The following is a 22,827-nucleotide window of genomic DNA, read 5'->3' as shown; positions in this document are numbered from 1 at the left end:
CGGAGACACGAGGCACCGGGCGCGTCGGCGAGCCGGGCCACGCGGTGCCGGGCGGCTCCGGCGGGCCGGGCCACGCCCCGCCCCTAAGAAGGCGGTGCCAGCACGCCCGTGCGGTAGATCGTGCCCGCGCAGGCGTTGGCGATCGTCGTCTCGGCGATCGGCGCCCCCGGCTCCGGTGTGTGCATCACGGACACGGTGCCCTTGGCCGCGCCGTCGCCCTCGTCGCTGCCGAGCTGTGTCTCCGTACCCGCTTCGCCGTCCCCGGTCGCGCTGCCCGTCGTCGCCCCGGTCGCGCCGCCGGTAGTGCCGGCCGCTCCGTCCGTGGGCGTCGGGGAGGGTGAGCCGCCGGTGGTCGGACAGGTCTCCTGGGGCACCCAGGCGAACTGCACCTCGTAGACCATGGCCGGCTTCAGGAGCATGCTCGCCTCCTCCTGCGCGGGATCGGGCAGTCCGGACGCCGGGTCCCCCTGCGTGTGCCGGACGACCACGATCCTCGCCGGGTCGGCCGCACCCGCCGCCGCGAAGCCCACCGTGCCGCCGCTGCTCACCGAGCAGTCCTTGCCGGACACGTTGGCGATGCGGAAGGTCCCGTACACCGTGCCGTCGGCACCCACCGCGCCGGTGCTCGCCGAGGCGACCCCCAGCTGGTCCGGGGCGCAGGCCGGCATGACGGCCTGCGCACTGGCGGAAGGATCGTCCGCGGAGCCGCCGTTCGTCTCCTCGTCCGCGCCCTGACCGCTGCTGTCGGAGGGCGTCGCCGTGCTGTCCGGCAGGCCCTGTGTCCCGCTCTGCTGACCGTCGCTGCCGCCGGTGCCGCCCCCGTTGCCGGATTCCGCGCCGGGCTCCTCGCCGTTGCCGCCCTGCGCCTGCTCACCGTGACCGGCGATGGCGGGGCTGGCGGTGCTGGAGCCCTCGGAGCCGGCCACATGGACGAAGGCGGGGACCGCGGTACCGATGAGCAGGGCGGCCGCGGCCACCCCGACGAGCGCCTGGCGGCGCCGCGCACGGCGGGCGGGCACCGCGCGGTACAGGTGGTCGAGGGTGCCGTCGCTCGGTTCGAGGCCCTGCACGGCGCCGCGCATCATCCGGCGCAGCGCGGCCTCGTCGAGGAGGTCGCCGCCGAGTGAGCCCGGGCCCGGACCGAACGGACCGACCGGACCGACCGGACCGACCGGACCGGAAACGACGCCGTCAGCGCCCGGAGGCGCTTCCTGGCCCGAGTCGCCGTCCCTGTGCGGAGTGTTCTCCGGCCCGTGGTTCACAATTCCGTTTCCAGTCCGGTCATTCCGATGTCCGCGGGCAGACCGGCGCCTGTTCCCGTTCTCGTTCTCGTTGCTGTTCTCGTTGCTGTTCTCGTTGCCGTTCTCGGTGCTGTTCTCATTGCCGCGCAGGTGATCGTCGTCGTGACGCCCGCTCATGCCTGCGCCTCCATCACCACGCGCAGCGCCGCGATGCCGCGGGAGCCGTACGCCTTCACCGAGCCCAGGGATATCCCCAGCGTCTCGGCGACCTGCGCCTCGGTCATGTCCGCGAAGTAGCGCAGCACCAGCACCTCCCGCTGGCGCCGTTGCAGCCCCCGCATCGCCTTGATCAGCGCGTCCCGCTCCAGTTGGTCATAGGCCCCCTCCTCCGCGCTCGCCATGTCCGGCATGGGCTTGGAGAGCAGCTTCAGCCCGAGGATGCGCCGGCGCAGCGCGGAGCGGGAGAGGTTGACGACGGTCTGACGCAGGTACGCGAGCGTCTTCTCGGGCTCGCGTACCCGGTTGCGCGCCGAGTGGACGCGGATGAACGCCTCCTGCACGACGTCCTCACAGGACGCCGTGTCGTCCAGCAGCAGGGCGGCGAGGCCGAGCAGCGAACGGTAGTGGGCGCGGTAGGTCTCGGTGAGGTGGTCGACGGTGGTTCCGGCTGCCACGCTCTCCTCAGCGCCCTCGCGCTGCGACGGCAGCCCCGCGGCGCGCGTTGCGGGCATGGGCGCGATCACCGGCATACCACCGGACGCGCGGGGCCGTCTGAGCGGTCGCACCGAAGCGCCGCGCAGGGGGCCCACCACTGTGATATCGAGAACCTCTGCCACGCCAGTTGGACACGTTTCCCCCCGTCAGGGTTGTACGCATACGGCACCGCGTTTGGCTCCATGCGATAAGCCCTCATACGTACCCGATCTTCCCCAAATGCCCCGAATGTGCGCCCCGCCGCGCAAGAAGTGACCGCTGAGACGCCTGTCGGCCGGCCGGCGGTTGCGACGGGCCGAAAGGTCATCGTCGGCCACCGCGATACCCCAGCTCAAGAGGTTCAGACCAGCAACTTGCTCACAGGGCATTCACAGAGCGTACAAAACAGGTTCGATCAGGACCGGGGAAATTCCGCGGCGACCGCTTCGGCGATCTGAGCCACGTTCAGCGCCGCTCCCTTACGGAGGTTGTCGCCGCAGAGGAAGAGTTCCAGCGCCCGGGGATCGTCCAGCGAGCGGCGGACCCGGCCGACCCACGTGGGATCGGTGCCCACGACATCGGACGGGGTGGGGAAGTCGCCGGCTCCGGGGTTGTCGTAGAGCACCACGCCCGGCGCGGTCGCCAGGATCTCATGGGCCCGGTCGACCGCTACCTCGTTCTCGAAGCGGACGTGCACGGACATCGAGTGCGTGGCGATCACGGGCACGTACACACAGGTCGCCGAGACCTTCAACGAGGGCAGGTCCAGGATCTTGCGGCACTCGTCGCGGATCGCCAGTTCCTCGGACGACCAGCCGTCGCCCGCGTCCGTACCGGCCCACGGCACGACGTTGAGAGCCACGGGAGCGGCGAACGGGCCGCCGTCCGTGTCGCCCACGACGCGCCGCACGTCGCCCGGCTTCGTACCGAGTTCGGTACCGGCCACCATCGAGAGCTGTTCGCGCAGGACGGCGACGCCGTCGCGCCCGGCCCCGCTCACCGCCTGGTAGGACGAGACGACCAGTTCCCGCAGCCCGAACTCGGCGTGCAGGGCGCCGACCGCGACGATCAGCGACAGCGTCGTGCAGTTCGGGCTCGCGACGATGCCGCGCGGCCTGATCCGTACGGCATGGGGGTTGATCTCGGGCACGACCAGCGGGACCTCGCCGTCCGTCCGGAAGGCCGCGGAGTCGTCGATGACGACCGTGCCCTTGGACGCGGCGAGCGGCGCCCAGCGCGCGGACACCTCGTCGGGCACCAGGAAGAGCGCCACGTCGACGTCGTCGAAGACGTCCTCGGTGAGTCCGAGGACCTCTGACTCCTCACCGCGCACCATCAGCTTGCGGCCGACGAGACGCGGTGAGGCGATCAGTTTCACCTCGCCCCAGACATCCGCGTGTTCCGAGAGGATCTGGAGCATGACGCCGCCGATCGCCCCGGTCGCGCCGACGACCGCGAGCGAAGGGCGGCGTGCGGTCATCGGCCGGTGCCCCCGTACACGACTGCCTCGTCGGAGTCGCTGTCGAGTCCGAAGGCGGTGTGCACGGCGCGCACGGCCTCGTTGACGTCGTCGGCGCGGGTGACCACCGAGATGCGGATCTCGGACGTCGAGATCAGCTCGATGTTCACGCCGACGTCGGACAGCGCCTCGAAGAAGCCCGCGGTGACCCCCGGGTTGGTCTTCATACCCGCGCCGACCAGGGAGATCTTGGCGATCTGGTCGTCGTAGCGCAGCGACTCGAAGCCGATGCCGGCCCGGCTGCGCTCCAGGGCGTCGATGGCCTTGCGGCCCTCCGCCTTGGGGAGCGTGAAGGTGATGTCGGTCAGACCGGTCGACGCGGCGGAGACGTTCTGCACCACCATGTCCATGTTGATCTCGGCGTCCGCGATCGCGCGGAAGATCGCCGCTGCCTCGCCCGGCTTGTCGGGCACGCCGACGACCGTGACCTTGGCCTCGGAGACGTCGTGGGCGACTCCGGAGATGATGGCGTGCTCCACCTGCTGGTCCCCTTGCGGCTCGTTGCTGACCCAGGTTCCGCGCAGTCCCGAGAAGGACGAGCGGACGTGGATCGGGATGTTGTAGCGGCGTGCGTACTCCACACAGCGGTGCAGCAGCACCTTGGAACCGGACGCGGCCAGTTCCAGCATGTCCTCGAAGGAGATCCAGTCGATCTTCCGGGCCTTCTTCACGACCCGCGGGTCGGCGGTGAAGACGCCGTCCACATCGGTGTAGATCTCACAGACCTCGGCGTCCAGCGCGGCCGCGAGCGCCACCGCGGTGGTGTCCGACCCGCCGCGGCCGAGGGTGGTGATGTTCTTGCCCTCCTGGCTGACGCCCTGGAACCCGGCGACGATGGCGATGTTGCCCTCGTCGATCGAGGTCCGGATGCGGCCGGGCGTGACATCGATGATGCGCGCTTTGTTGTGGACCGAGTCGGTGATGACACCGGCCTGGCTGCCCGTGAAGGACTGGGCCTCATGGCCCAGGTTTTTGATCGCCATGGCCAGCAGGGCCATGGAGATCCGCTCCCCGGCGGTCAGCAGCATGTCGAACTCACGCCCGGCCGGCATCGGGGATACCTGCTCGGCGAGATCGATCAACTCGTCCGTCGTGTCACCCATCGCGGACACCACGACAACCACCTGGTTGCCATTCTTCTTGGCGTCGACGACTCGCTTGGCGACCCGCTTGATGCCCTCGGCATCGGCTACGGAGGAGCCTCCGTACTTCTGCACGACAAGGCCCACGTGCGCTCCTCGCTCAATCCATTTATCGCGGTCGGCTCAGTTTAACGAGCAGTCCGGAAACGCCCCGTTACTACCACATGCTGAGATGTCCCGCTCACCACGTGATCAACGGCGTGTCGCTCCGAACTGCTCGTACGAGGCTGCTGCCCGCTGATCACCGCGCCACTCCCCCATGTGGCCCAGCCCACACGCCGGGCGGTCGAAGGGCCTGCCGGCCCCGCACGGCCGACCCGGTACCCGGCCCCGGGCTCGCGGGGAGCCGCGCCCCGATTTGCGGTTCACGGCCGTCGTCCCAGGATCGGTCACTGGGGGATCGAAAGCCTTGCCGAGTTCCACGCGGCGACGCCGGCGCCCGCCCGGCGCCGTCTCCTGCACCGAAAGGACCGGCCATGCCTGTCTGCACCACCCGCGACGGTGTCGAGATCTTCTACAAGGACTGGGGGCGGGGCCGGCCCGTGGTGTTCATCCACGGCTGGCCGCTCAACGGCGACGCCTGGCACGACCAGCTCAAGGCGGTGGCCGACGCCGGGTTCCGGGGCATCGCGCACGACCGGCGCGGCCACGGACGCTCCACGCCGGTCTGGGACGGCTACGACTTCGACACCTTCGCCGACGACCTCGACGACCTGATCACGAGCCTGGACCTGCGGGACGTCACGCTCGTCGCCCATTCCATGGGCGGCGGCGAACTCGCCCGCTACATCGGGCGTCACGGCACCGAGCGCATCCGGTCCGCCGTCCTGCTGTCGGCGGTGCCCCCGCTCATGCTCAAGTCCGGCACCAACCCCGAGGGCGTGCCGGAGGAGGTCTTCGACCAGATCAAGGCAGGCATCCTGAAGGAGCGCTCGCAGTTCTGGAAGGACACGGCGGAGGGCTTCTTCTCCACCGACAAGCCCGGCAACAAGGTGACGCAGGGCAACAAGGACGCGTTCTGGTACATGGCCATGGCGCAGACCATCGAGGGCGGTGTCCGCTGCGTCGACGCGTTCGCGTACACCGACTTCACCGACGACCTGAAGCGGTTCGACGTCCCCACCCTCATCGTCCACGGCGACGACGACCAGGTCGTGCCCCTCGACGCCACCGGCCGCAAGTCGGCGCAGATCATCTCCGACGCCGAGCTGAAGGTCTACGAGGGCGGCTCCCACGGCATCGCGCTGGTCCCCGGCGACAAGGAGAGGTTCAACAAGGACCTCCTGGACTTCCTCAAGAAGTAGCGCCCGCGAGCCCCGGCGGAGGAGACCGCGGGAACCCGGCCGGAGGCGTCCTCAGACCGCCGCGTCCGGCCATTCCCCGCGCAGCATCGCGAACAGCACCGTGTCGTACCGCCTGCCCGCCACCCGTACGGTCTCCCGGCGTCGGCCCTCCTCGCGGAAGCCCGCCCGGGTGAAGGCGCGGACGGCCCGCTCGTTGCCGCTCCAGGTGTCGAGCTCGATCCGGTGCAGCCCGAAGGAGCCGAACAGATGCCCCACCAGCAGCCTCAGCGCCTCGGAGCCGTACCCGCGGCCCCAGTGGTCCCGGCTGCCCACGGTGACGCCCACCGTCACCACTCCGGCGAACGGGTCCAGGTCCCGGTAGTCCGCCATGCCGATCACCGCGCCGTCGGTCAGGTCCTCGACCGTGAAAACGGCCGACTCCCTCGGGGGCAGCCGCAGCATCGTCTCGAAGGCGAGCGCGAGCGCCTCCTCCGTCACCGGCCCGAAGCGGGGGTCACCGGCCGTAGCCCAGTGCACGACCTCCGGGTCGTTGCGCCACCGGAGGTGGTGCGCCGCATCCTCCGCGCGCAACGCGCGCAGCCTTACCGATGTGCCTTCGATCATCCGGTGATCATATTCCCGGCCGGCCCGTAGTGATCTTGAAAAGCGGGCGCCCCGGAACTACTTCACCGGACGCAGCCCCAGCGGTCCCGCGATCTCCTCGGCCATGACCCGGCCGGCCTCCTCGGCCAGGTCGTCGTCGCCGGCGTCCTGGTCGGTGTCCAGGCCGTCGAGCTCCTGGAGCGGCTGGTTCAGCCGGATGTGCGCGATCAGGGACTGGAGCGCACGCAGGGCCGCGGAGGCGGTGGAGCCCCAGTTGGAGAAGTACGAGAACTGCCACCACCACAGGGCCTCGGTGGTGCGGTCCTCGTCGTAGTGGGCCAGGCCGTGGCGCAGGTCCGTGACCAGGTCGGCCAGGTCGTCGGAGATACGCGCCGGGACCGGGGCCTTGCGGGGCTCGTACGGGTCGAACACCTCGGAGTAGACGTCGATCGGCTCCAGCAGGGTCGCGAAGCGCTCGCGCAGCCCGTCCGCGTCCGGCTCGGCGCCCAGGTCCGGCTCGTAGCGCTCGTCGGGAAGGATGTCCTCGTACGCGCCCAGCCGGCCGCCGGCCAGCAGAAGCTGGGAGACCTGGAGGAGCAGGACCGGAACGGCTTCCTCCGGCTCCTCGACGTGGGACACCTCGGTGACCGCGACGATGAACGTCTTGATCTGGTCGGCGATCTGGACGGCGAAGTCGTCCGGGTCCTGAGTGACAGTGTTCAGCGTGGCGTCAGACATCGAGGAGACCTCCCGTGGGCACGGTCGCAGACGGTGGGAAGAAGATAACGGCGCTGAACGTAAAGCCGTCGTGAGGCCGCAGGCCGACGGCCGGAAGGCGGTCAGACATCGAGCAGGCGCCTCCCCTCGAAGGCGCGGCCGAGAGTGACCTCGTCCGCGTACTCCAGGTCGCCGCCCACCGGCAGGCCGCTGGCCAGCCGGGTGACGCGCAGACCCATCGGCTTGACCATCCGCGCCAGGTACGTCGCGGTGGCCTCGCCCTCCAGGTTGGGGTCGGTCGCCAGGATCAGTTCGGTGATCGAGCCGTCGGCGAGCCGGGCCAGCAGCTCGCGGATGCGCAGATCGTCCGGGCCCACGCCCTCGATGGGGCTGATCGCCCCGCCCAGCACGTGGTAGCGACCCCGGAACTCACGGGTCCGCTCGATCGCCACGACGTCCTTCGGCTCCTCGACCACGCAGATGACCGTCCGGTCGCGGCGCGCGTCACGGCAGATGCCGCACTCCTCCTGCTGGGCCACGTTGCCGCAGACGGCGCAGAAGCGGACCTTGTCCTTGACCTCCAGGAGGGCGTGGGCGAGACGGCGCACATCCGTGGGCTCGGCCTGGAGGATGTGGAAGGCGATCCGCTGCGCGCTCTTGGGACCGACGCCGGGCAGCCTGCCCAACTCGTCGATGAGGTCCTGAACCACGCCTTCGTACAACGGAACGCCTTTCGGGCCGGGTCGGCTGCTTCGTGGTACGTACCGTAGGGGGTACGCACGGTCTTGGGTATGTCCGCGGTCGCGTGCGGTACGGGTGCGGTGCGTCCGCGGCCGGGTGCGGCGGCGGCGCGGTGCGTCCGGGTCAGAAGGGGAGGCCGGGCATGCCGCCCAGGCCCTGGGTGAGCGGGCCCAGCTTCTGCTGCTGGAGCTGCTGGGCGTTCTCGTTCGCCGCCTGGACCGCCGCCACGACGAGGTCCGCGAGCGTCTCGGTGTCCTCCGGGTCCACCGCCTTCGGGTCGATCACCAGGCCGCGCAGTTCGCCGGAGCCGTTGACCGTCGCCTTGACCAGGCCACCGCCCGCCTGGCCGTCGACCTCGGTCCTGGCCAGCTCCTCCTGGGCCTGGGCGAGGTCCTGCTGCATCTTCTGAGCCTGCTGCAGCAACTGCTGCATGTTGGGCTGACCACCACCGGGAATCACGGTCACTCCAGGCATTTCGACGACAAATGTTTCGGTAAGCCGAGCCTACGTGCTCCCCGCGCGGCGCGCCCCACCCACTGGCGAGCAACTCTTTCGAGTGAGTTCCCGCAGACCGTGGCGGGGCTCCTATACCTGACCAGAGGCCCTGTGCACCCGGGAATACCGCGATTTCGACCCCACGGCCCACCATTCGGCGGTAGGAAGGGGTGCGTCCCGGTACGCGCACGCTCATCTCCCGTCACGCAAGGTTACGTACGGGGGACTGCGGGTCGCACCGGGGCCAGTGAGCAGCGAGTGCACAGAGAGCAGAGATCCGCCCATCGTCGAGTACGCGGTCGAGAACACGCGTCGCTATGCAGCATGCAGAGGAGTACCCCGGTGAGTCAGCCGGAGATGCAGCCCGAAGGGCCGCCCCGCAACGAATCCGGTGTGCCCGGTCCGGCCACTCCTTCCGGTGCGGGCTCCGGCGCTCGGAGCCGTGAGGCGCGGGGCAGGGACCTGACCGGGACGCCGTTCCCGCTCGGCGACTGGGGCGAACCCGCCCAGCGGCTCGACGAGCTGTACCGATGGGTCGAGGCCGACGCGCTGCGCACCGCCGACTGGTATCTGGGCGACCGGGTGTGGAAGCGGCGCGGCGCCAGGGCGCTGCGGCTGGGCACGGCGGCCGGGGTGGTCGCGGGAGCCGCGCTGCCGCTGCTGGACCTGACGGGCGCGCTGCACGGCGCGGCGGGCTGGGGCTATCTGTCGCTGCTGCTGGGCGCCGCGTGCATGGCGTGCGACCGGTACTTCGGCCTGACCTCGGGCTGGATAAGGAATCTCGCCACGGCCCAGGCGGTCCAGCGCCGGCTCCAGGTGCTCCAGTTCGACTGGGCGTCGGAGTGCGTGCGCGAGGTGCTCGGCCCGGCCGAGGGAACGGCGAGCGAGGCGGCCGAACGGTGCCTGGGAGTCCTGCGGCGCTTCTCGGAGGACATCACGGAACTCGTACGGTCGGAGACCGCGGACTGGATGGTGGAGTTCCGCGCCGGTCCCGCCCCGATGGGCATGCAGGCGCTGGTCTCGGGCGGCTCGGGCGGCGGGCGCGCGGACTCCGGGGTCCAGCCGGGAAGGTTCCCGTTGCAGTCGATGGGCCGGCCGAACATGCCGCGGCAGCGGCCGCCGGAGTCCCCGCGGTGACCGGTCACCGGTGAGCACCGCGGGGAGCGGCGGAGGCCGCACCCGACAGCCCTTCAGCTGAAGATGATCATCGAGCCCTGGGCGAGGCTGCGGGTGACCGCCGCGCCCACCTCGCTGGAGGAGCCGGCGATGCCGATGGACGGGCCGACGAACTGCAGCTCGCGCAGCAGGCCGTGCGCCGAGCCGAGCGGACCGCCACCCTCCAGCAGGGCGTCGGTGGACAGCGGCATGGCGAAGTCCACGGGGACGTACGCACCCGCGTGGTCGTAGTGCCACACCAGGTGCGACTGCTGGGCGGTCGGCTCGAACATCTCCAGCAACTGCTCGTAGTCCCCGCCCAGTTCGTCGACGGGTGTGACGGCGAGGCCGCTGAGGTGAAGCAGATAGGCGCGGCGCAGGAAGTGCAGCGCGTCGTAGTCGAAGCCCGCGACCGGGGCCACGTCACCGGTCAGCCCGGGCATGTACGCGTAGACGGGCACGGGCGGCAGCCCTGCCTCGCCGAGCGCTTTGTCGTAGACGGCTATCTCTTCGGCGAACGGGTTGTCGGGGCTGTGGCACAGCACATCGACGAGGGGGACCAGCCACAGGTCACAGGCCACGAAGTCTCGCTCTCATGCGGGGATGCGTGCGGTGGTGCGATGGTCGGGACAGCGTAATGCGGTCGGGGCGTCGCGGACAGTGGCCCATCGGGACCGGCTCGTGCCTGCTCCGCCCGGCATGTCCGCAGGAGGGCGCGCCCTGCTCGCCCCGCCGGTCGGAACGGTTCAGTGCGTGGGGCGGGACCGGTCCGCCGGCCCGTCCGGCCCGCCCGGCCGCAGCGCGTCCCCCGGACGGGCCGGATCTCCGGCCGCCAGCCGGTCCGCCCAGCTCAGGGCGTGGTTGTTGTAGTCCTCGACGGCCCTGCGCAGGGCGTCACGGTCGCGGTGCGAGATGGCGGCGACGAGTTCGGGGTGGCCGTTCCACAGCCAGTTCCGCGCATTGCCGTCGCCGCGCAGATACGGCACGGCGAACACCCACGCCTGGACGCGCAGCCGGTGGAGGAAGTCGGTGATGTAGGTGTTGCCGACGAGGGCGCCCAGTTCGCGCCAGAAGCGCAGGTCGTAGCCGATCAGGATGTCCAGGTCGCCGCCGCGCGCCGCACGGGAGGCCTCCTCGGCCCGGCGTCGTACGGAGACGAGCGCGTCCCGGTGGACGGCCTGGCGCGCGGGTCCGGGGAGCGGCCCCGCGAAGATGTCCCGGATGACCCCGTCCATGACCAGGGTGCGGGCCTCCACCATCGCGCGGTAGTCCGCGACGGTGAACTCGTGGACGCGGAAGCCGCGGTGCTGGTCGGATTCGAGCAGGCCCTGCGCGGAGAGGTCGAAGAGCGCCTCGCGGACGGGCGTCGCGGAGACCCCGTACTGCTCGGCGATCTGCTTGACGGTGAACTCCCGTCCCGGCTGCAAACGCCCGGCGAGCACCTCGTCACGCAACGCGTCCGCGATCTGCTGCCGCAGCGTACTGCGTGTGACAGCTCCGCTCGCGCGCATGGCGCCCCTCCCCGTTTCGGCCTCGGGTCACCTTAGACGAGGGCGGCGGGAAGGGGCGCGGCAGCGTTACGCGGTGTGCTCGTCGGCCACGGACAGTGCGGCGTCGAGAGCGGCCAGGCCCTCCTTGGCCTCGGCCTCGGTGACGTTGCAGGCAGGAACGGCGTGCGTGCGGTTCATGTTGATGAAGGGCCACAGGCCGTTCTTCTTGGCCGCGGCGCCGAAGGCGGCCATCGGCGCGTTGGCCTCGCCCGTCGCGTTGTACGGGACCAGCGGCTCGCGGGTCTCCTTGTTGCGGACCAGCTCCAGCGCCCAGAACGCGCCGAGGCCGCGGACCTCGCCGACCGACGGGTGGTTCGCGGCGAGTTCGCGCAGACCGGGGCCGAGGACGTGCTCGCCGATGTGGGCGGCGTTCTCGATGACCTTCTCGTCCTCCATCACCTGGATGGTGGCGACGGCGGCGGCGCAGGCCAGCGGGTGGCCGGAGTAGGTGAGGCCGCCCGGGTAGGGGCGGGTCTCGAAGGTGGCGGCGATCTCGGCCGAGATGGCGACGCCGCCGAGCGGGACGTAACCGGAGTTGACGCCCTTGGCGAAGGTCATCAGGTCGGGTGTGACGTCGAAGTGGTCGGCGGCGAACCACTTGCCGGTGCGGCCGAAGCCGGCCATGACCTCGTCGAGGACGAAGACGATGCCGTACCGGTCGCAGATCTCGCGGACGCCGGCGAGGTAGCCGGGCGGCGGCGTCATGATGCCGGCGGTGCCCGGGATGGTCTCCAGGATGATCGCGGCGATGGTCGACGGGCCCTCGTAGGCGAGGGTGTCCTCCAGGTGCTGGAGCGCGCGGGCGCACTCCTCCGCCTCGGTCTGCGCGTAGAACGGCGAACGGTAGAGGAACGGGGCCCAGAACCGGACGACGCCCGCCGAGCCGTTGTCGGACGCCCAGCGGCGCGGGTCACCGGTCAGGTTGATCGCGGTCGACGTGGCGCCGTGGTACGAGCGGTAGGCGGAGAGCACCTTGGTACGGCCGGTGTGCAGCCGGGCCATCCGGACGGCGTTCTCGACGGCCTCGGCGCCGCCGTTGGTGAAGAAGATCTTGTCCAGGTCGCCGGGGGTCCGCTCGGCGATGAGGCGGGCGGCCTCGGAGCGCGCCTCGACCGCGAAGGCGGGCGCGAAGGTCGTCAGCTTCCCCGCCTGCTCCTGGATCGCGGCGACGACGGTGGGGTGCTGGTAGCCGATGTTGGTGAAGACGAGGCCGCTGGTGAAGTCCAGGTAGCGGTTGCCGTCGTAGTCCCAGAAGTACGAGCCCTCGGCGCCGGCGACGGCGAGCGGGTCGATCAGGCCCTGGGCGGACCAGGAGTGGAACACGTGCGCGCGGTCGGCGGCCTTGACGGCCGCGCCGGCAGCGGAGTCGACAGGGGGATGAGGGGTCATGCGACGAGCGTAGGCGGCGGCGGGCGGCGTCCGGTATGGCCACCTTGTATGCCGTGGGCCGCCTGGTTCGGCAGGGTGTCGGGTCGCCGCACACCCCACGAGATATTGACAACATGCTGTCGTAGCGACAACATGTTGTCATATACGTTCTTCCTGTCGAGGAGGCCGTCATGACCCTCAGGACCGCGCACCTGGCCGTGTACGACACCTACGCCGACTGGGAGACCGGGCACACGACCGCCCATCTCGCCCAGAACGGCTTCACCGTCCGGACGGTCGGCCCCACCACCGCCCCCGTCACCAGCATGGGCGGACTGACCGTCCGGCCCGATCTCCCGCTCGCGGAGCTGAGCCCCGGGGACAGTGCGCTGCTGATCCTGCCGGGCGCCACGCTGTGGGACTCCGGCGACGCGCTCGCCCCCTTCGCCCGCACCGCACGCGCCTTCCTGGACGCGGGCGTGCCGGTCGCCGCGATCTGCGGGGCGACGGCGGGACTGGCCCGCGAGGGACTGCTCGACGAGCGGGCGCACACGAGCGCGGTCCCGTTCTACCTGGCGGCCACCGGATACGCGGGCGGCGCGCACTACACGGAAGCCGACGCCGTGACCGACGGCGACCTGATCACCGCCGGACCCACCGAACCGGTCGCGTTCGCCCGCGAGGTCTTCGCCCGGCTCGGGGTGTACGACGGGAAGAAGCTCGACGCCTGGTACCGGCTCTTCCACGATTCGGACCCGAGCGCGTACGAGGTGCTGCAGGGATGAGCCACGCGGACCAGGACCGGCTGAGCCGGACCGCCCTCGGGATCTTCCACCTCAACGGCCGGTTCCTCTCCGTGGCGGAGAGGCTGGCCGCTCCGGCCGGACTGACGGCCGCGTGGTGGCAGGTGCTCGGCGCGGTGATCACCGAGCCGCTGCCGGTCTCCGGGATCGCCCGCTCGATGGGCATCACCCGCCAGGCCGTGCAGCGCATCGCCGATCTGCTGGTGGGAAAGGGCCTCGCGGAGTACCTCCCCAACCCGGCCCACCGCCGCGCGAAACTGCTCCGCCCCACGGAGGAGGGCCGGGCCGCGATGTCCCGGATCAACCCGGGTCATGCGGAGTTCGCGGCGCGCCTGGCACGGGAGTTGGGGGATGAGGGCTTCACGGAGACGGTACGGGTACTGGAGCGGCTGACCTGGGCGATGGAAACCCTTGGACCGCCGGACTTGGCGGGGTCCGCGGGCCTGACGGGGTCCGCGGGCCCGGTCGACGCCCCTGGCCTGGCCGGCGCTCCGGACCCGGCCGATGCCTCGGACCCGGCCGATGCCTCGGACCCGGCCGACTCCCCTGGCCCGTCGGGCGATTGAGGGCACGTCCGCGTCCACCCCTGACCGACGCCCGCACGGACAAGCCCCCTTGACAGGTCCAGACCATGACGCTTGAGTGTCGGCACCCCCCATGGCGGCGCACCGATGAGCTCGGTGCGCCGCGCCGAAGGAGTGATCACATGATCAAACGCGTCATGGGCCTGCTCGCCGCGCTGGTCGCGGTCGTCGCGACGGTCGTCATCCTCCCCGCCACCCTGCGCCCGACCCGAAACGATCCCTCAACAGCGGTGATTGCGGAGGCAGTCGGTCCGGATCACGGTCCGGAACGCCGACGCGCCCGAAGGCAAAACCTTCGGGCGCGTCCACCATGCGGGACACCGGGCGGGGCAGGACGTTCAGTCCGGGAGCACGTGCCCGACCGTCAGCAGGTGAGCCCAGAACCAGGACTGGTGTCGATGACGGCCGTGATCCGCTCATACTTGGCGACCCTCGCCGCCACGGACGCGGGGTTGCCGCCGTCGCATTCCAGCGCCCCGTTGAGCGACCGGATCGTCTCACCGAAGCCCGCACCGCCGACCATGGCGTCGTGCGAGGTCATGGTGCCGGGGCCGTTCTGGGTGTTCCAGTACCAGAGCGCGGTCTGCCAGGCGACGGACGGATCCCGCTCCACCAGCCATGGATCGTTCAGCAGATCGAGGCCGAGCGCGTCGCCCGCCGCCTTGTAGTTGAAGTTCCAGCTGAACATGATCGGTCCACGCCCGTAGTACGCGGACTGGCCGGCCGGGCAGCCGAACGGCTGGCTGTAGTCGCACTTGATCCAGTAGTTGGCCTCGTTGATCTCCTTCACGTACTGGAGGCCGACCGATTCGAAGTCGGCGTGCGTCAGGAAGGCGGCAGCCTCCCGGCTCCGCGTCGCCTCGGTACCGGTGTTCGCGAAGCGCGGGTAGGCGTGCAGGGCGTCGATCAGGCCCTGGTACGTGTAGAAGGGGTCGCGGTCCGGGAAGAGCTCGTCGAACTCCGCCTCACTGATGACGAAGTCGGAGACCCCACCCGTACAGGCGCCGCGGTCGGACCAGACGGTGGTGGCGCCCGGGTTCTCGCCCCGCGTCCACCACTTCGCCGTCCAGTTGCGGCCGTGATGGGCGACGGTGCCACCGGCCGTATAGGCCGTCGAGGAGTTCCAGAGGGACGCGCACGCGGCGGCGGGAACGGCGTTCGCGGAGACGACCTTCACGGGGACGACATTCGCGGGAACGGCGTTCGCGGTAACAGGGAGGAAGGCCGCCGTCGCGACGACGGCACTCAGTGCGGTCAGAAGGCTCTTGATGCGGTTCAAGCGCTGCTCACTCCTTCGGCAGGGCGCCCGAACAGGCTCCGCATGCCGTCCGGGCATCCCGACACCCAACCCCGATTGGTCTGGACCTGTCAAGGTCTGGACCAATCGCCCGCTGTCCGAACGGCGGGCGAACACCTGACGACGGGACCGGGTACTCACCGCCACCCGCACCCCACGCCTCATACGGTGACCCGCACTCGTACAGACGTCCGGCAGCCGAGGAGGAACGGGCCGTGGAGTGGTTCAGCGCCGAGAACATCGTGGCCGTGCTCACCGCAGTGCTGGGCGTCCTCGCCTCCGTGGGCGTGCTCTGGTACGAGCGCCGCGTGCCCCGCCGCAAGCGCATCGGCTACCGCGTCCAGATGGACACGCCGATCGGCAGTGACGTCAGCCAGGCGCGGGCCAACGTGCGGCTCGGCCTGTTCGACGAGACCCCGGACATGGCCGACGCCACCCTCGTCCTGCTCCGCATCGAGAACGACGGCTCGCAGTCCATCGACCGCGGCGACTACACCGGACCGGACGGACAGCTCCACGGGCTCGTCGTCGAATTCACCGACCGGCGCGTACGCGGCATCGCAGTCACCCACTCCCCCGGCGCCGACCACCTCATGGACCACTTCACCCCGTCCGAAGGACTCCGCGGCAGCGGGTCCCTGATCCGGCTGCCCCGCGTCCCGCTCAACCGGGGCGAGCACTTCAAGCTCCTGGTCCTGCTCACCGGTTCACGCGTGGGCAGCCCCGTCCGCGTCACCGGCGGCATCCGGGACGGCGAGGTCAGGACGAACACCGCGGCCCGCCCGGACGAGAAGCCCCCGATGTTCGGCCGGGCCGCCCGGTTCATCACCGTGGCCCTGACCGTCTGCGTCGTCACCCTGGCCTCCATCATCCTGGTGCGGGACGACACCCCGCCCCCGATCGGCTGCGCCCGCGGCGAGCTGACCGTGACCGGCTCCACCGCCTTCAAACCCGTCCTGGACGAACTGGCGGAGAAGTACGGCAAGGCGTGCGACGGGGCCACCGTCACCGTGGACCCGCACGGCAGCACCGCCGGGATCAGAGAACTGGCCGAACGGGGCGCCGCGGCCGGGAAGTCCGGATCGCCCGCCCTCGTGGCCCTCTCCGACGGCCCGAAGCCGAGCGGCTTCCCGCAACTGCGCGAGAACCGCGTCGCCGTCTCGCTCTTCCGCCTGGTCGTCAACGACAAGGTGCCGCTGAAGAACCTCAGCCGGGACGCGATCCGCTCCCTCTACCGCGGCGACATCCGCAACTGGAAGCAGCTCGGCGGCCCCGACCTGCCCGTCCTGCTGGTCAGCCGGGACGCCAACTCCGGCACCCGCGAGGTCTTCCAGCGCCGCGTCCTCGGCCGCAACGAACCCGCCCAGTCCTCCCGCGACTGCGCCACGAAGGACGACCCCGAGGCCCTCGTCATCCGCTGCGAACTCGACTCCACCGACCAGGTCCTGGCCGAGGTCGGCCGGCTCGACGGCGCGATCGGCTACAGCGAACTGCGGACGGGGACCAGACCGGCCGGGGCGCACCAGATCGCCATCGACGGCGCCGCCCCGTCCGTCGACACGATCGGCACCGGCACCTACCCGTACCGGGAGATCGAGTACGCGTACACGTACGGCAGCCCGCCCGCCGACTCGCTGGCCTCCAGCTTCCTCTCCTACCTCAGCAGGGGCAGCGGCCAGGACGTCATCCGCACCCACGGCCACCTGCCGTGCGCGACTCCGGAAGGGCTGCGGATCTGCGGCGAGGACTGAGCCCGGATATGAGGAAGGGCCGGGGCGACGACGCCGCTCCGGCCCTCCTCCGCTCCCGTGTGCCTACAGGAACGAGTTGATCTCGATGGTCTCGGTGCGGCCGGGGCCGACACCGATCGCGGAGATCGGGGCGCCGGACATGTCCTCCAGCGCCTTCACGTACGCCTGGGCGTTCTTCGGCAGGTCGCCGAAGGTCTTCGCCTTGGTGATGTCCTCGGACCAGCCCGGCAGCATCTCGTAGATCGGCTTCGCGTGGTGGAAGTCGGTCTGGTTGTACGGGAGTTCCTCGACGCGCTTGCCGTCGATCTCGTACGCCACACACACCGGGATCTGCTCCCAGCCGGTCAGCACGTCCAGCTTGGTGAGGAAGAAGTCGGTCAGGCCGTTCACCCGGGTCGCGTACCGCGCGATCGGGGCGTCGAACCAGCCGCAGCGGCGGTCACGGCCGGTGGTGACACCGCGCTCGCCACCGATCCTGCGCAGCGCCTCGCCGTCCTCGTCGAGCAGCTCCGTCGGGAACGGACCGGCGCCGACACGCGTCGTATAGGCCTTGAGGATGCCGATGACCCGGCTGATCTTCGTCGGGCCCACGCCGGAACCGGTGCAGGCGCCGCCCGCGGTCGGGTTCGACGAGGTGACGAAGGGGTACGTGCCGTGGTCGACGTCGAGCAGCGTGCCCTGACCGCCCTCGAAGAGGACGACCTTGCCCTCGTCGATGGCGTTGTTCAGGATAAGCGTCGTGTCGGCGACGTAGGGCTTGATCTGCTCCGCGTACTGGAGCATGTCCTCGACGACCTTGCCGGCCTCGATCGCGCGCCGGTTGAAGACCTTGGCCAGAAGCTGGTTCTTCTGCTCCAGGGCCGCCTCGACCTTCTGCTCCAGGATCGACTCGTCGTAGAGGTCCTGGACACGGATGCCGACCCGGTTGATCTTGTCCGCGTACGTCGGGCCGATACCGCGCCCGGTCGTACCGATCTTGCGCTTCCCGAGGAACCGTTCCGTCACCTTGTCGACGGTGACGTTGTACGGGGTGATCAAATGAGCGTTGCCGCTGATCAGCAGCTTGGACGTGTCCACGCCGCGGTCGTTCAGCCCACTCAGCTCGGAGAGCAGGACCGCAGGGTCGACGACGACACCGTTACCGATGACCGGGGTACACCCCGGTGACAGGATTCCGGAGGGGAGGAGATGAAGTGCGTACTTCTGGTCACCGACGACCACCGTGTGGCCGGCATTGTTGCCGCCTTGGTAGCGCACCACATAGTCCACGGATCCACCGAGGAGGTCGGTGGCCTTTCCCTTGCCCTCGTCACCCCACTGAGCACCGAGCAGCACAAGTGCGGGCACAGGCGTACACCCCTTCCGGGCGGGGCATGTCCAAGGTCAGGGGGCGTACGTAAACGCCGTACATGCCGTACGACGTTGTACGACAAGGCCTGAACCGTCGAACCGGGTGCCCCGGAATAGACGAAGCCCCTGGCGCAATAGCGCAAGGGGCTCTTGCACCAAGATGCTACCCGAGGAAGGACCGAGGTGTCGGCTGCCCAGCCCTCCGGTAACGGTGCGCCCCATCTGCTGGTGGTGATCGATCCGGTCGCCCGCCGCACGGACGGTGAGTCCGTCCGGATCGCAAAAGACGTGTTGAGCGCCGGTTCGCACGCCAAGATCTGCCTCCCGGACGGGCCCGAGGAGTTCGCCCGGGCCCTGGCCCGGCGAGGTGCCCGCCGGCCGGTGGTGATCGGCGACGACCGGGCGCTGCGGCGTGCGGTGGCCCTCCTCCACCGGGAGCGAGAACCGGCCATGAGCGCCCTCTCGCTCATCCCGGTCGGGGCCGCGGCGGCGCTGGAACTCGCGCACCGGCTCGGCGTGCCGACGGGTGCGGTGGCGGCAGCGCGCACCGCGCTGGACGGCGCGGTGCGCCGGCTGGACCTGCTGGTCGACGACAGCGACGGCGTCGTCCTCGACGCGCTGCGGATCCCGGCCCTGACCGGCGCACCGGGCACGCAGCCGGACCGCACGGGCGTCACCGCGGTCTGGGACACCTGCCGCTCCCTGGTCCGCACCCTGGTCCGCCCCGCCCCCTCGGCCCCGGCCGGCCCGCCGGCCACCCACCGGCTGCGCGTCGAGGCGGACGGGGTCGTGCTGAACGATCTGGGCCGCCCGGTCGAGTCGGTGACGCTGACATCGGGCTGCGGCGGCGGAATGGCCGAGGTCACGATCCACGCGCCGGGCGGCGACCCGATGACCACGGAGGCCAAGGCCGTCACGGTCTCCGGCGCGGACTTCCGCTACCGGGCGGACATACAGGTCGCGGGCCCGGTGCGGACCCGGACGTGGACGGTACGGGCGGGGGCCTGGGGGCTGATGCTGCCGGTGGTGGAGAGCTGAGCGCGGACCGAGGTGTGCCTGAACGGCGGACGCCTCCGTCCGCCGTTCAGGCGCCACGTGAGGCGTGCGCCATAGGCCGTGGGGCGTTCAGGCGCCACGTGAGGCGTGCGCCAGGGGCCGGGCGCCGTTCAAGCGGCACATGAGCAGCCGTGCGCCACAAGCCGTGCGGGTGTTCAGGCGTCGCGCGCGTCCTCGGCCGTCGGCAGGTCGAGGGTTTTGCGGTGTTCCTCCCAGCGGTCCATCATCGCGCCCAGCTCCGACTGCATGAACTCGAAGAACGCCGCCGTCTCGGCGATCCGGGCGCCGGCCGGGGTGTGCTCCCCGAGCGTGCGGGCGCCGTCCCTGAGGGTGTTCTCCCAGCGGGTGAGGACACGGTCGCGGCTGGCGAAGGTGGTGTACCAGATCTCGTTGTGCAGCCGGTAGCGGTCACGGCGTGAGCCGGGGTCCCGCTCCCGGCCGACCATGCTGACCTGGGTGAGGTAGTTGATCGCGCCGGACACGGCGGCGGGGCTGATCTGCAGGGCCAGGGCGAGCTCGGCCGAGGTCATGGAGGCGTCGTCGTCGGCGAGCAGCGCGGCGAAGACGCGGGACGCCATCCGCTGCATCCCCGCCTCGGTCATCTCCGACGCGAACCGCTCGACGAACCGCGAGACCGCCTCGGCGTCCCGGCCCTCGCGCCCGTGGACGGCGGCACCGTTCGGCTCGCGTGTGTCTGCGGTTTCGCTGTTCATCGACCCCTCGTCCCTCCGACATCCTCGGGCTCTCGGCGCCCGCATGTCACCCGTACTGAGTTTATACGCTTCCTTAACTTCACAAGTTTGTGAAAGTAGCGTACGTTCAAAATCATGACGAAGGCAATCACCGTGGCCGGACTGCACAAGTCGTTCGGCCGGACACATGCGCTGGACGGGCTCGACCTGGCCGTCGAGTCCGGTGAGGTCCACGGCTTCCTCGGGCCGAACGGCTCGGGGAAGTCCACCACCATCCGGGTCCTGCTGGGGCTGCTGCGGGCCGATTCCGGCGCCGCCCAACTGCTCGGCCGCGACCCCTGGCGCGACGCGGTGGAACTGCACCCGCGCGTGGCGTACGTCCCCGGGGACGTCACGCTGTGGCGCAACCTCTCGGGCGGCGAGGTGATCGATCTGTACGGGCGGCTGCGCGGCGGCCTCGACGGCAGCCGGCGCGCGGAGCTCGTCGAGCGGTTCGAGCTCGACCCGACGAAGAAGGGGCGGACGTACTCGAAGGGCAACCGGCAGAAGGTGGCCCTGATCGCCGCGTTCGCCTCCGATGTGGACCTGCTGATCCTGGACGAGCCGACCAGCGGGCTCGACCCGCTGATGGAGGAGGTCTTCCAGAGCTGCGTCACCGAAGCACGCGACCGCGGGCGGACGGTGCTGCTCTCCAGCCACATCCTCAGCGAGGTCGAGTCCCTCTGTGACCGCGTCAGCATCATCCGGGCGGGCCGGACGGTGGAGACCGGCTCACTGGCCGGCATGCGCCATCTGACACGGACGAACATCACCGCCGAGCTGGCGGACTCCCCCCATGGCCTGGCGCAGCTGCCAGGGGTCCACGACCTCGATATCCGGGGCCATCAGGTCTCGCTCCAGGTCGACACGGACAAGCTGGACGGCGTCCTCAAGTCGCTCTCCGCATCCGGGGTCCGGTCCCTGACCAGCACTCCGCCCACCCTGGAGGAACTCTTCCTCCGGCACTACACGGCGGACGCGGAGCAGGGCACGCCACAGGGCGCCGATCAGGGCGCGGGGGTGTCGGCTCGATGACTGCCGCGACCATGACCGCGCCGGACCGCACAGGACGCCGGACGGGGACCGGGCAGCTCGCCGGGACCTGGCCCCTGCTGCGGCTCGCGCTGCGGCGCGACCGCATCATCATGCCGGTCTGGGTGCTGGTGCTCGGCGGGTCGTTCTCGTCCGTCGGGCAGTCCATCGCCTCGCTCTACGGGACGGCCGCACAACGCGCCGAGCTCGCCGCTTCGATGAACGGCAACAGCTCGCTGCGCGCGATGTACGGACCCGTGTTCGGCGACTCCGTGGGCGCGCTCGTCAGCTGGCGCATGACCGCCTTCGGCGCCGCGCTGGCCGCGGTGATGAGCCTGGTCGTCGTCGTACGCCATACCCGGGAGGAAGAGGAGACCGGCCGTCAGGAGATGCTCTCCTCCGCCATGGTGGGGCGCCGGGCGCCGCTCACCGCCGCGCTGCTCGCCGCCCTGATCGCCAACGCCGCACTGGGGCTGGTGATCGTGGCGGGGACGGCCGCGTCAGGCGCGGGCGGTGCCGGGGCGGTGGCGCTCGCCTCGGCCGTCGCCGGTGTCGGTGCGCTGTTCGCGTGCACCGCCGCGATCGCCGCGCAGTTCACCGAGAGCGCGCGGCTGGCGAAGGGGCTGACGGCCGCGGTCATCGGTGCGGCCTTCGTCCTGAAGGCGGCGGGCGACTCCGCGACGGACGACGGCTCGTCGGTCCTCACCTGGCTCTCCCCACTCGGCTGGGCGGAGAACGTCCGGCCGTACGCGGACGAGCGGTGGTGGGTCCTTCTGGTGATCGCCGGCGCCGTGGCCGTGCAGTGCGCCGTGGCGTACGCGCTGACCGGGCGCCGCGATGTCGGCATGAGCTTCCTCGCCACACGGCCGGGGCCCGCCCGGGGCCGGATCTCCACGGCCCTCGGCCTCGCGGTGCGCCTCCAGCGCGGCGCGCTCCTGGGGTGGGCGGCGTCGTTCGCCGTGGTCGGCGTCGTCTTCGGCGGGCTGACCGGCGGCGCGGCGGATCTCGTCGGGGACAACGAGAAGACGAGGGAGATCTTCGAGCGGATGGGCGGCCAGTCCGGTCTGACCGACGCGTTCCTCGCCTCGATGGTCTCCGTGCTCGGCACGGTGGCAGCGCTGTACATCGTCTCCTCGGTACTGCGGCTGCACGGCGAGGAGACCGCCGGGCGCGCGGAACCGGTGCTCGCGGGCGGCGTCGGCCGGACGGGCTGGGCCGCCGGCCATCTGCTCATCGCCTTCGGCGGCGCTGCCCTGATCATGACGCTCGGCGGCCTCGGCCTGGCGGCGGGCTACGGACACGAACTCCCCGCCGTGCTGGGCGCCTCGCTGGTACAACTGCCCGCCGTCTGGCTGCTGGGCGGGCTGACGGTCCTGCTGTACGGGGCGCTGCCGAAGGCCGCGGCGGCGGGCTGAGGCCTGGTCGGTCTCTGCCTGGCGCTGGGCTGGATAGGCCCCGCCCTGGATCTGCCGCAGCCGGTGATGGACGTGTCGCCGTTCACGCACCTGCCCAAGCTGCCGGGGGCGGCCATGGAGTGGGGGCCGGTGGCACTCCTCACAGCGACCGCGATGGTGCTGGCGGCGGGCGGCCTGGCGGCGCTGCGCCGGCGCGACATGCTGACCTGAGGCGACGGGGGCGGGCGGCAAGGCGGGCGGCGCGCAGGCACCCTCGCCCTCACCCCTGACGCCGTTCCGCCCTCACCCCTGACGCCGTTCC

The 22,827-nt window shown here is 70.9% G+C and carries 20 protein-coding genes and 2 pseudogenes; 8 read left to right on the top strand and 14 right to left on the bottom strand.

Annotated elements, in window-relative coordinates; translation table 11 throughout:
• Nucleotides 1–83: 83 nt before the first annotated feature.
• The 4 genes from EAO72_RS27870 to EAO72_RS27855 all read right to left on the bottom strand — a co-directional run bounded on the left by EAO72_RS27870 (nucleotide 84) and on the right by EAO72_RS27855 (nucleotide 4,682).
• Nucleotides 84–1,418 carry a hypothetical protein gene (locus EAO72_RS27870; protein ID WP_261991654.1) on the bottom strand — a complete coding sequence of 445 codons (1,335 nt, stop codon included), beginning with the start codon at nucleotides 1,416–1,418 and terminating at the stop codon, nucleotides 84–86.
• The gene (locus EAO72_RS27865) at nucleotides 1,415–1,990 is read right to left on the bottom strand and encodes a SigE family RNA polymerase sigma factor (protein WP_148019926.1); all 576 of its coding nucleotides are present in this window, start codon (nucleotides 1,988–1,990) and stop codon (nucleotides 1,415–1,417) included. Before EAO72_RS27865 ends, EAO72_RS27870 begins: the two co-directional genes overlap by 4 nt.
• Nucleotides 1,991–2,349: 359 nt before the next feature.
• Entirely contained in the window at nucleotides 2,350–3,414 is a 1,065-nt protein-coding gene (locus EAO72_RS27860) for an aspartate-semialdehyde dehydrogenase (RefSeq protein WP_148019925.1), read from the bottom strand.
• On the bottom strand, nucleotides 3,411–4,682 hold the full coding sequence (locus EAO72_RS27855) for an aspartate kinase (protein WP_148019924.1): 1,272 nt from the start codon (nucleotides 4,680–4,682) through the stop codon (nucleotides 3,411–3,413). Before EAO72_RS27855 ends, EAO72_RS27860 begins: the two co-directional genes overlap by 4 nt.
• A gap of 389 nt (nucleotides 4,683–5,071) precedes the next feature.
• Here EAO72_RS27855 and EAO72_RS27850 point away from each other — a divergent pair, with 389 nt between their 5' ends.
• Nucleotides 5,072–5,899, top strand: a complete 828-nt coding sequence (locus EAO72_RS27850; RefSeq protein WP_148019923.1) for an alpha/beta fold hydrolase — start codon at nucleotides 5,072–5,074, stop codon at nucleotides 5,897–5,899.
• A gap of 51 nt (nucleotides 5,900–5,950) precedes the next feature.
• On the opposite strand, the gene EAO72_RS27845 is transcribed toward EAO72_RS27850, so the two are convergent.
• The 4 genes from EAO72_RS27845 to EAO72_RS27830 all read right to left on the bottom strand — a co-directional run bounded on the left by EAO72_RS27845 (nucleotide 5,951) and on the right by EAO72_RS27830 (nucleotide 8,398).
• Nucleotides 5,951–6,502 (bottom strand): GNAT family N-acetyltransferase, encoded by a 552-nt coding sequence (locus tag EAO72_RS27845; RefSeq protein ID WP_148019922.1) that lies wholly within the window; start codon nucleotides 6,500–6,502, stop codon nucleotides 5,951–5,953.
• A 57-nt stretch (nucleotides 6,503–6,559) separates the two neighbouring features.
• The gene (locus EAO72_RS27840; protein WP_148019921.1) at nucleotides 6,560–7,219 is read right to left on the bottom strand and encodes a DUF5063 domain-containing protein; all 660 of its coding nucleotides are present in this window, start codon (nucleotides 7,217–7,219) and stop codon (nucleotides 6,560–6,562) included.
• A 101-nt stretch (nucleotides 7,220–7,320) separates the two neighbouring features.
• Nucleotides 7,321–7,920 carry a recombination mediator RecR gene (gene recR, locus EAO72_RS27835; RefSeq protein ID WP_148019920.1) on the bottom strand — a complete coding sequence of 200 codons (600 nt, stop codon included), beginning with the start codon at nucleotides 7,918–7,920 and terminating at the stop codon, nucleotides 7,321–7,323.
• A gap of 142 nt (nucleotides 7,921–8,062) precedes the next feature.
• A complete protein-coding gene (locus EAO72_RS27830; protein ID WP_148022075.1) occupies nucleotides 8,063–8,398 on the bottom strand; it encodes a YbaB/EbfC family nucleoid-associated protein in 336 nt (111 codons plus the stop codon).
• A gap of 378 nt (nucleotides 8,399–8,776) precedes the next feature.
• Here EAO72_RS27830 and EAO72_RS27825 point away from each other — a divergent pair, with 378 nt between their 5' ends.
• A complete protein-coding gene (locus tag EAO72_RS27825; RefSeq protein ID WP_261991653.1) occupies nucleotides 8,777–9,571 on the top strand; it encodes an SLATT domain-containing protein in 795 nt (264 codons plus the stop codon).
• A 53-nt stretch (nucleotides 9,572–9,624) separates the two neighbouring features.
• Here EAO72_RS27825 and EAO72_RS27820 read toward each other — a convergent pair whose 3' ends face one another.
• From EAO72_RS27820 to EAO72_RS27810, 3 genes are all read right to left on the bottom strand, one after another.
• Nucleotides 9,625–10,170 carry a hypothetical protein gene (locus EAO72_RS27820; RefSeq protein WP_148019919.1) on the bottom strand — a complete coding sequence of 182 codons (546 nt, stop codon included), beginning with the start codon at nucleotides 10,168–10,170 and terminating at the stop codon, nucleotides 9,625–9,627.
• 165 nt (nucleotides 10,171–10,335) lie between these two features.
• Nucleotides 10,336–11,100: a GntR family transcriptional regulator gene (locus EAO72_RS27815; RefSeq protein ID WP_148019918.1), complete on the bottom strand. Its 765-nt coding sequence runs from the start codon at nucleotides 11,098–11,100 to the stop codon at nucleotides 10,336–10,338.
• Nucleotides 11,101–11,166: 66 nt separating this feature from the next.
• Entirely contained in the window at nucleotides 11,167–12,528 is a 1,362-nt protein-coding gene (locus EAO72_RS27810; RefSeq protein ID WP_148019917.1) for an aspartate aminotransferase family protein, read from the bottom strand.
• 170 nt (nucleotides 12,529–12,698) lie between these two features.
• Between EAO72_RS27810 and EAO72_RS27805 the strand changes: the two genes are divergently transcribed.
• The gene (locus tag EAO72_RS27805) at nucleotides 12,699–13,292 is read left to right on the top strand and encodes a type 1 glutamine amidotransferase family protein (protein ID WP_148019916.1); all 594 of its coding nucleotides are present in this window, start codon (nucleotides 12,699–12,701) and stop codon (nucleotides 13,290–13,292) included.
• Nucleotides 13,289–13,732, top strand: a pseudogene (locus tag EAO72_RS27800) (MarR family winged helix-turn-helix transcriptional regulator); the annotation flags it as partial. The gene EAO72_RS27805 and the pseudogene EAO72_RS27800, both read left to right, overlap by 4 nt.
• A 526-nt stretch (nucleotides 13,733–14,258) precedes the next feature.
• Here the strand turns inward: EAO72_RS27800 and EAO72_RS27795 are convergent.
• A complete protein-coding gene (locus tag EAO72_RS27795) occupies nucleotides 14,259–15,230 on the bottom strand; it encodes a glycoside hydrolase family 19 protein (protein WP_148019914.1) in 972 nt (323 codons plus the stop codon).
• Nucleotides 15,231–15,406: 176 nt separating this feature from the next.
• On the opposite strand from EAO72_RS27795, the gene EAO72_RS27790 reads away from it, so the two are divergent.
• Nucleotides 15,407–16,942, top strand: a complete 1,536-nt coding sequence (locus EAO72_RS27790; RefSeq protein ID WP_148019913.1) for a substrate-binding domain-containing protein — start codon at nucleotides 15,407–15,409, stop codon at nucleotides 16,940–16,942.
• Nucleotides 16,943–17,005: 63 nt separating this feature from the next.
• Here the strand turns inward: EAO72_RS27790 and EAO72_RS27785 are convergent, their stop codons facing one another.
• On the bottom strand, nucleotides 17,006–18,289 hold the full coding sequence (locus tag EAO72_RS27785; RefSeq protein WP_148019912.1) for an adenylosuccinate synthase: 1,284 nt from the start codon (nucleotides 18,287–18,289) through the stop codon (nucleotides 17,006–17,008).
• 186 nt (nucleotides 18,290–18,475) lie between these two features.
• Between EAO72_RS27785 and EAO72_RS27780 the strand changes: the two genes are divergently transcribed.
• Nucleotides 18,476–19,330, top strand: coding sequence for a diacylglycerol kinase (locus tag EAO72_RS27780; protein ID WP_148019911.1), 855 nt, complete (start codon nucleotides 18,476–18,478; stop codon nucleotides 19,328–19,330).
• A 173-nt stretch (nucleotides 19,331–19,503) separates the two neighbouring features.
• On the opposite strand, the gene EAO72_RS27775 is transcribed toward EAO72_RS27780, so the two are convergent.
• Nucleotides 19,504–20,061 carry a GbsR/MarR family transcriptional regulator gene (locus EAO72_RS27775; RefSeq protein ID WP_148019910.1) on the bottom strand — a complete coding sequence of 186 codons (558 nt, stop codon included), beginning with the start codon at nucleotides 20,059–20,061 and terminating at the stop codon, nucleotides 19,504–19,506.
• A gap of 114 nt (nucleotides 20,062–20,175) precedes the next feature.
• On the opposite strand from EAO72_RS27775, the gene EAO72_RS27770 reads away from it, so the two are divergent.
• Together EAO72_RS27770 and EAO72_RS27765 are read left to right on the top strand one after the other, a co-directional pair.
• Nucleotides 20,176–21,114, top strand: a complete 939-nt coding sequence (locus tag EAO72_RS27770; RefSeq protein ID WP_148019909.1) for an ABC transporter ATP-binding protein — start codon at nucleotides 20,176–20,178, stop codon at nucleotides 21,112–21,114.
• A pseudogene (locus EAO72_RS27765) lies at nucleotides 21,111–22,736 on the top strand (ABC transporter permease). The gene EAO72_RS27770 and the pseudogene EAO72_RS27765 overlap by 4 nt, the downstream one beginning before the upstream one ends.
• The last annotated feature ends 91 nt before the right edge of the window (nucleotides 22,737–22,827 follow it).

The organism is Streptomyces sp. OR43 (assembly GCF_008042275.1).
Classification (GTDB): Bacteria; Actinomycetota; Actinomycetes; order Streptomycetales; family Streptomycetaceae; genus Streptomyces.
Note: the sequence above shows the minus strand (reverse complement) of the source record. Positions and strands in the feature narration are given on the sequence as shown.

Bases quoted from the DNA above. Each gene is read 5' to 3' on its own strand.
- EAO72_RS27870 (WP_261991654.1), bottom strand. From the start codon at position 1,418: ATGAGCGGGCGTCACGACGACGATCACCTGCGCGGCAATGAGAACAGC.
- EAO72_RS27865 (WP_148019926.1), bottom strand. From the start codon at position 1,990: ATGCCGGTGATCGCGCCCATGCCCGCAACGCGCGCCGCGGGGCTGCCG.
- EAO72_RS27860 (WP_148019925.1), bottom strand. From the start codon at position 3,414: ATGACCGCACGCCGCCCTTCGCTCGCGGTCGTCGGCGCGACCGGGGCG.
- EAO72_RS27850 (WP_148019923.1), top strand. From the start codon at position 5,072: ATGCCTGTCTGCACCACCCGCGACGGTGTCGAGATCTTCTACAAGGAC.
- EAO72_RS27845 (WP_148019922.1), bottom strand. From the start codon at position 6,502: ATGATCGAAGGCACATCGGTAAGGCTGCGCGCGTTGCGCGCGGAGGAT.
- EAO72_RS27840 (WP_148019921.1), bottom strand. From the start codon at position 7,219: ATGTCTGACGCCACGCTGAACACTGTCACTCAGGACCCGGACGACTTC.
- EAO72_RS27815 (WP_148019918.1), bottom strand. From the start codon at position 11,100: ATGCGCGCGAGCGGAGCTGTCACACGCAGTACGCTGCGGCAGCAGATC.
- EAO72_RS27810 (WP_148019917.1), bottom strand. From the start codon at position 12,528: ATGACCCCTCATCCCCCTGTCGACTCCGCTGCCGGCGCGGCCGTCAAG.
- EAO72_RS27805 (WP_148019916.1), top strand. From the start codon at position 12,699: ATGACCCTCAGGACCGCGCACCTGGCCGTGTACGACACCTACGCCGAC.
- EAO72_RS27795 (WP_148019914.1), bottom strand. From the start codon at position 15,230: ATGCCCGGACGGCATGCGGAGCCTGTTCGGGCGCCCTGCCGAAGGAGT.
- EAO72_RS27775 (WP_148019910.1), bottom strand. From the start codon at position 20,061: ATGAACAGCGAAACCGCAGACACACGCGAGCCGAACGGTGCCGCCGTC.
- EAO72_RS27770 (WP_148019909.1), top strand. From the start codon at position 20,176: ATGACGAAGGCAATCACCGTGGCCGGACTGCACAAGTCGTTCGGCCGG.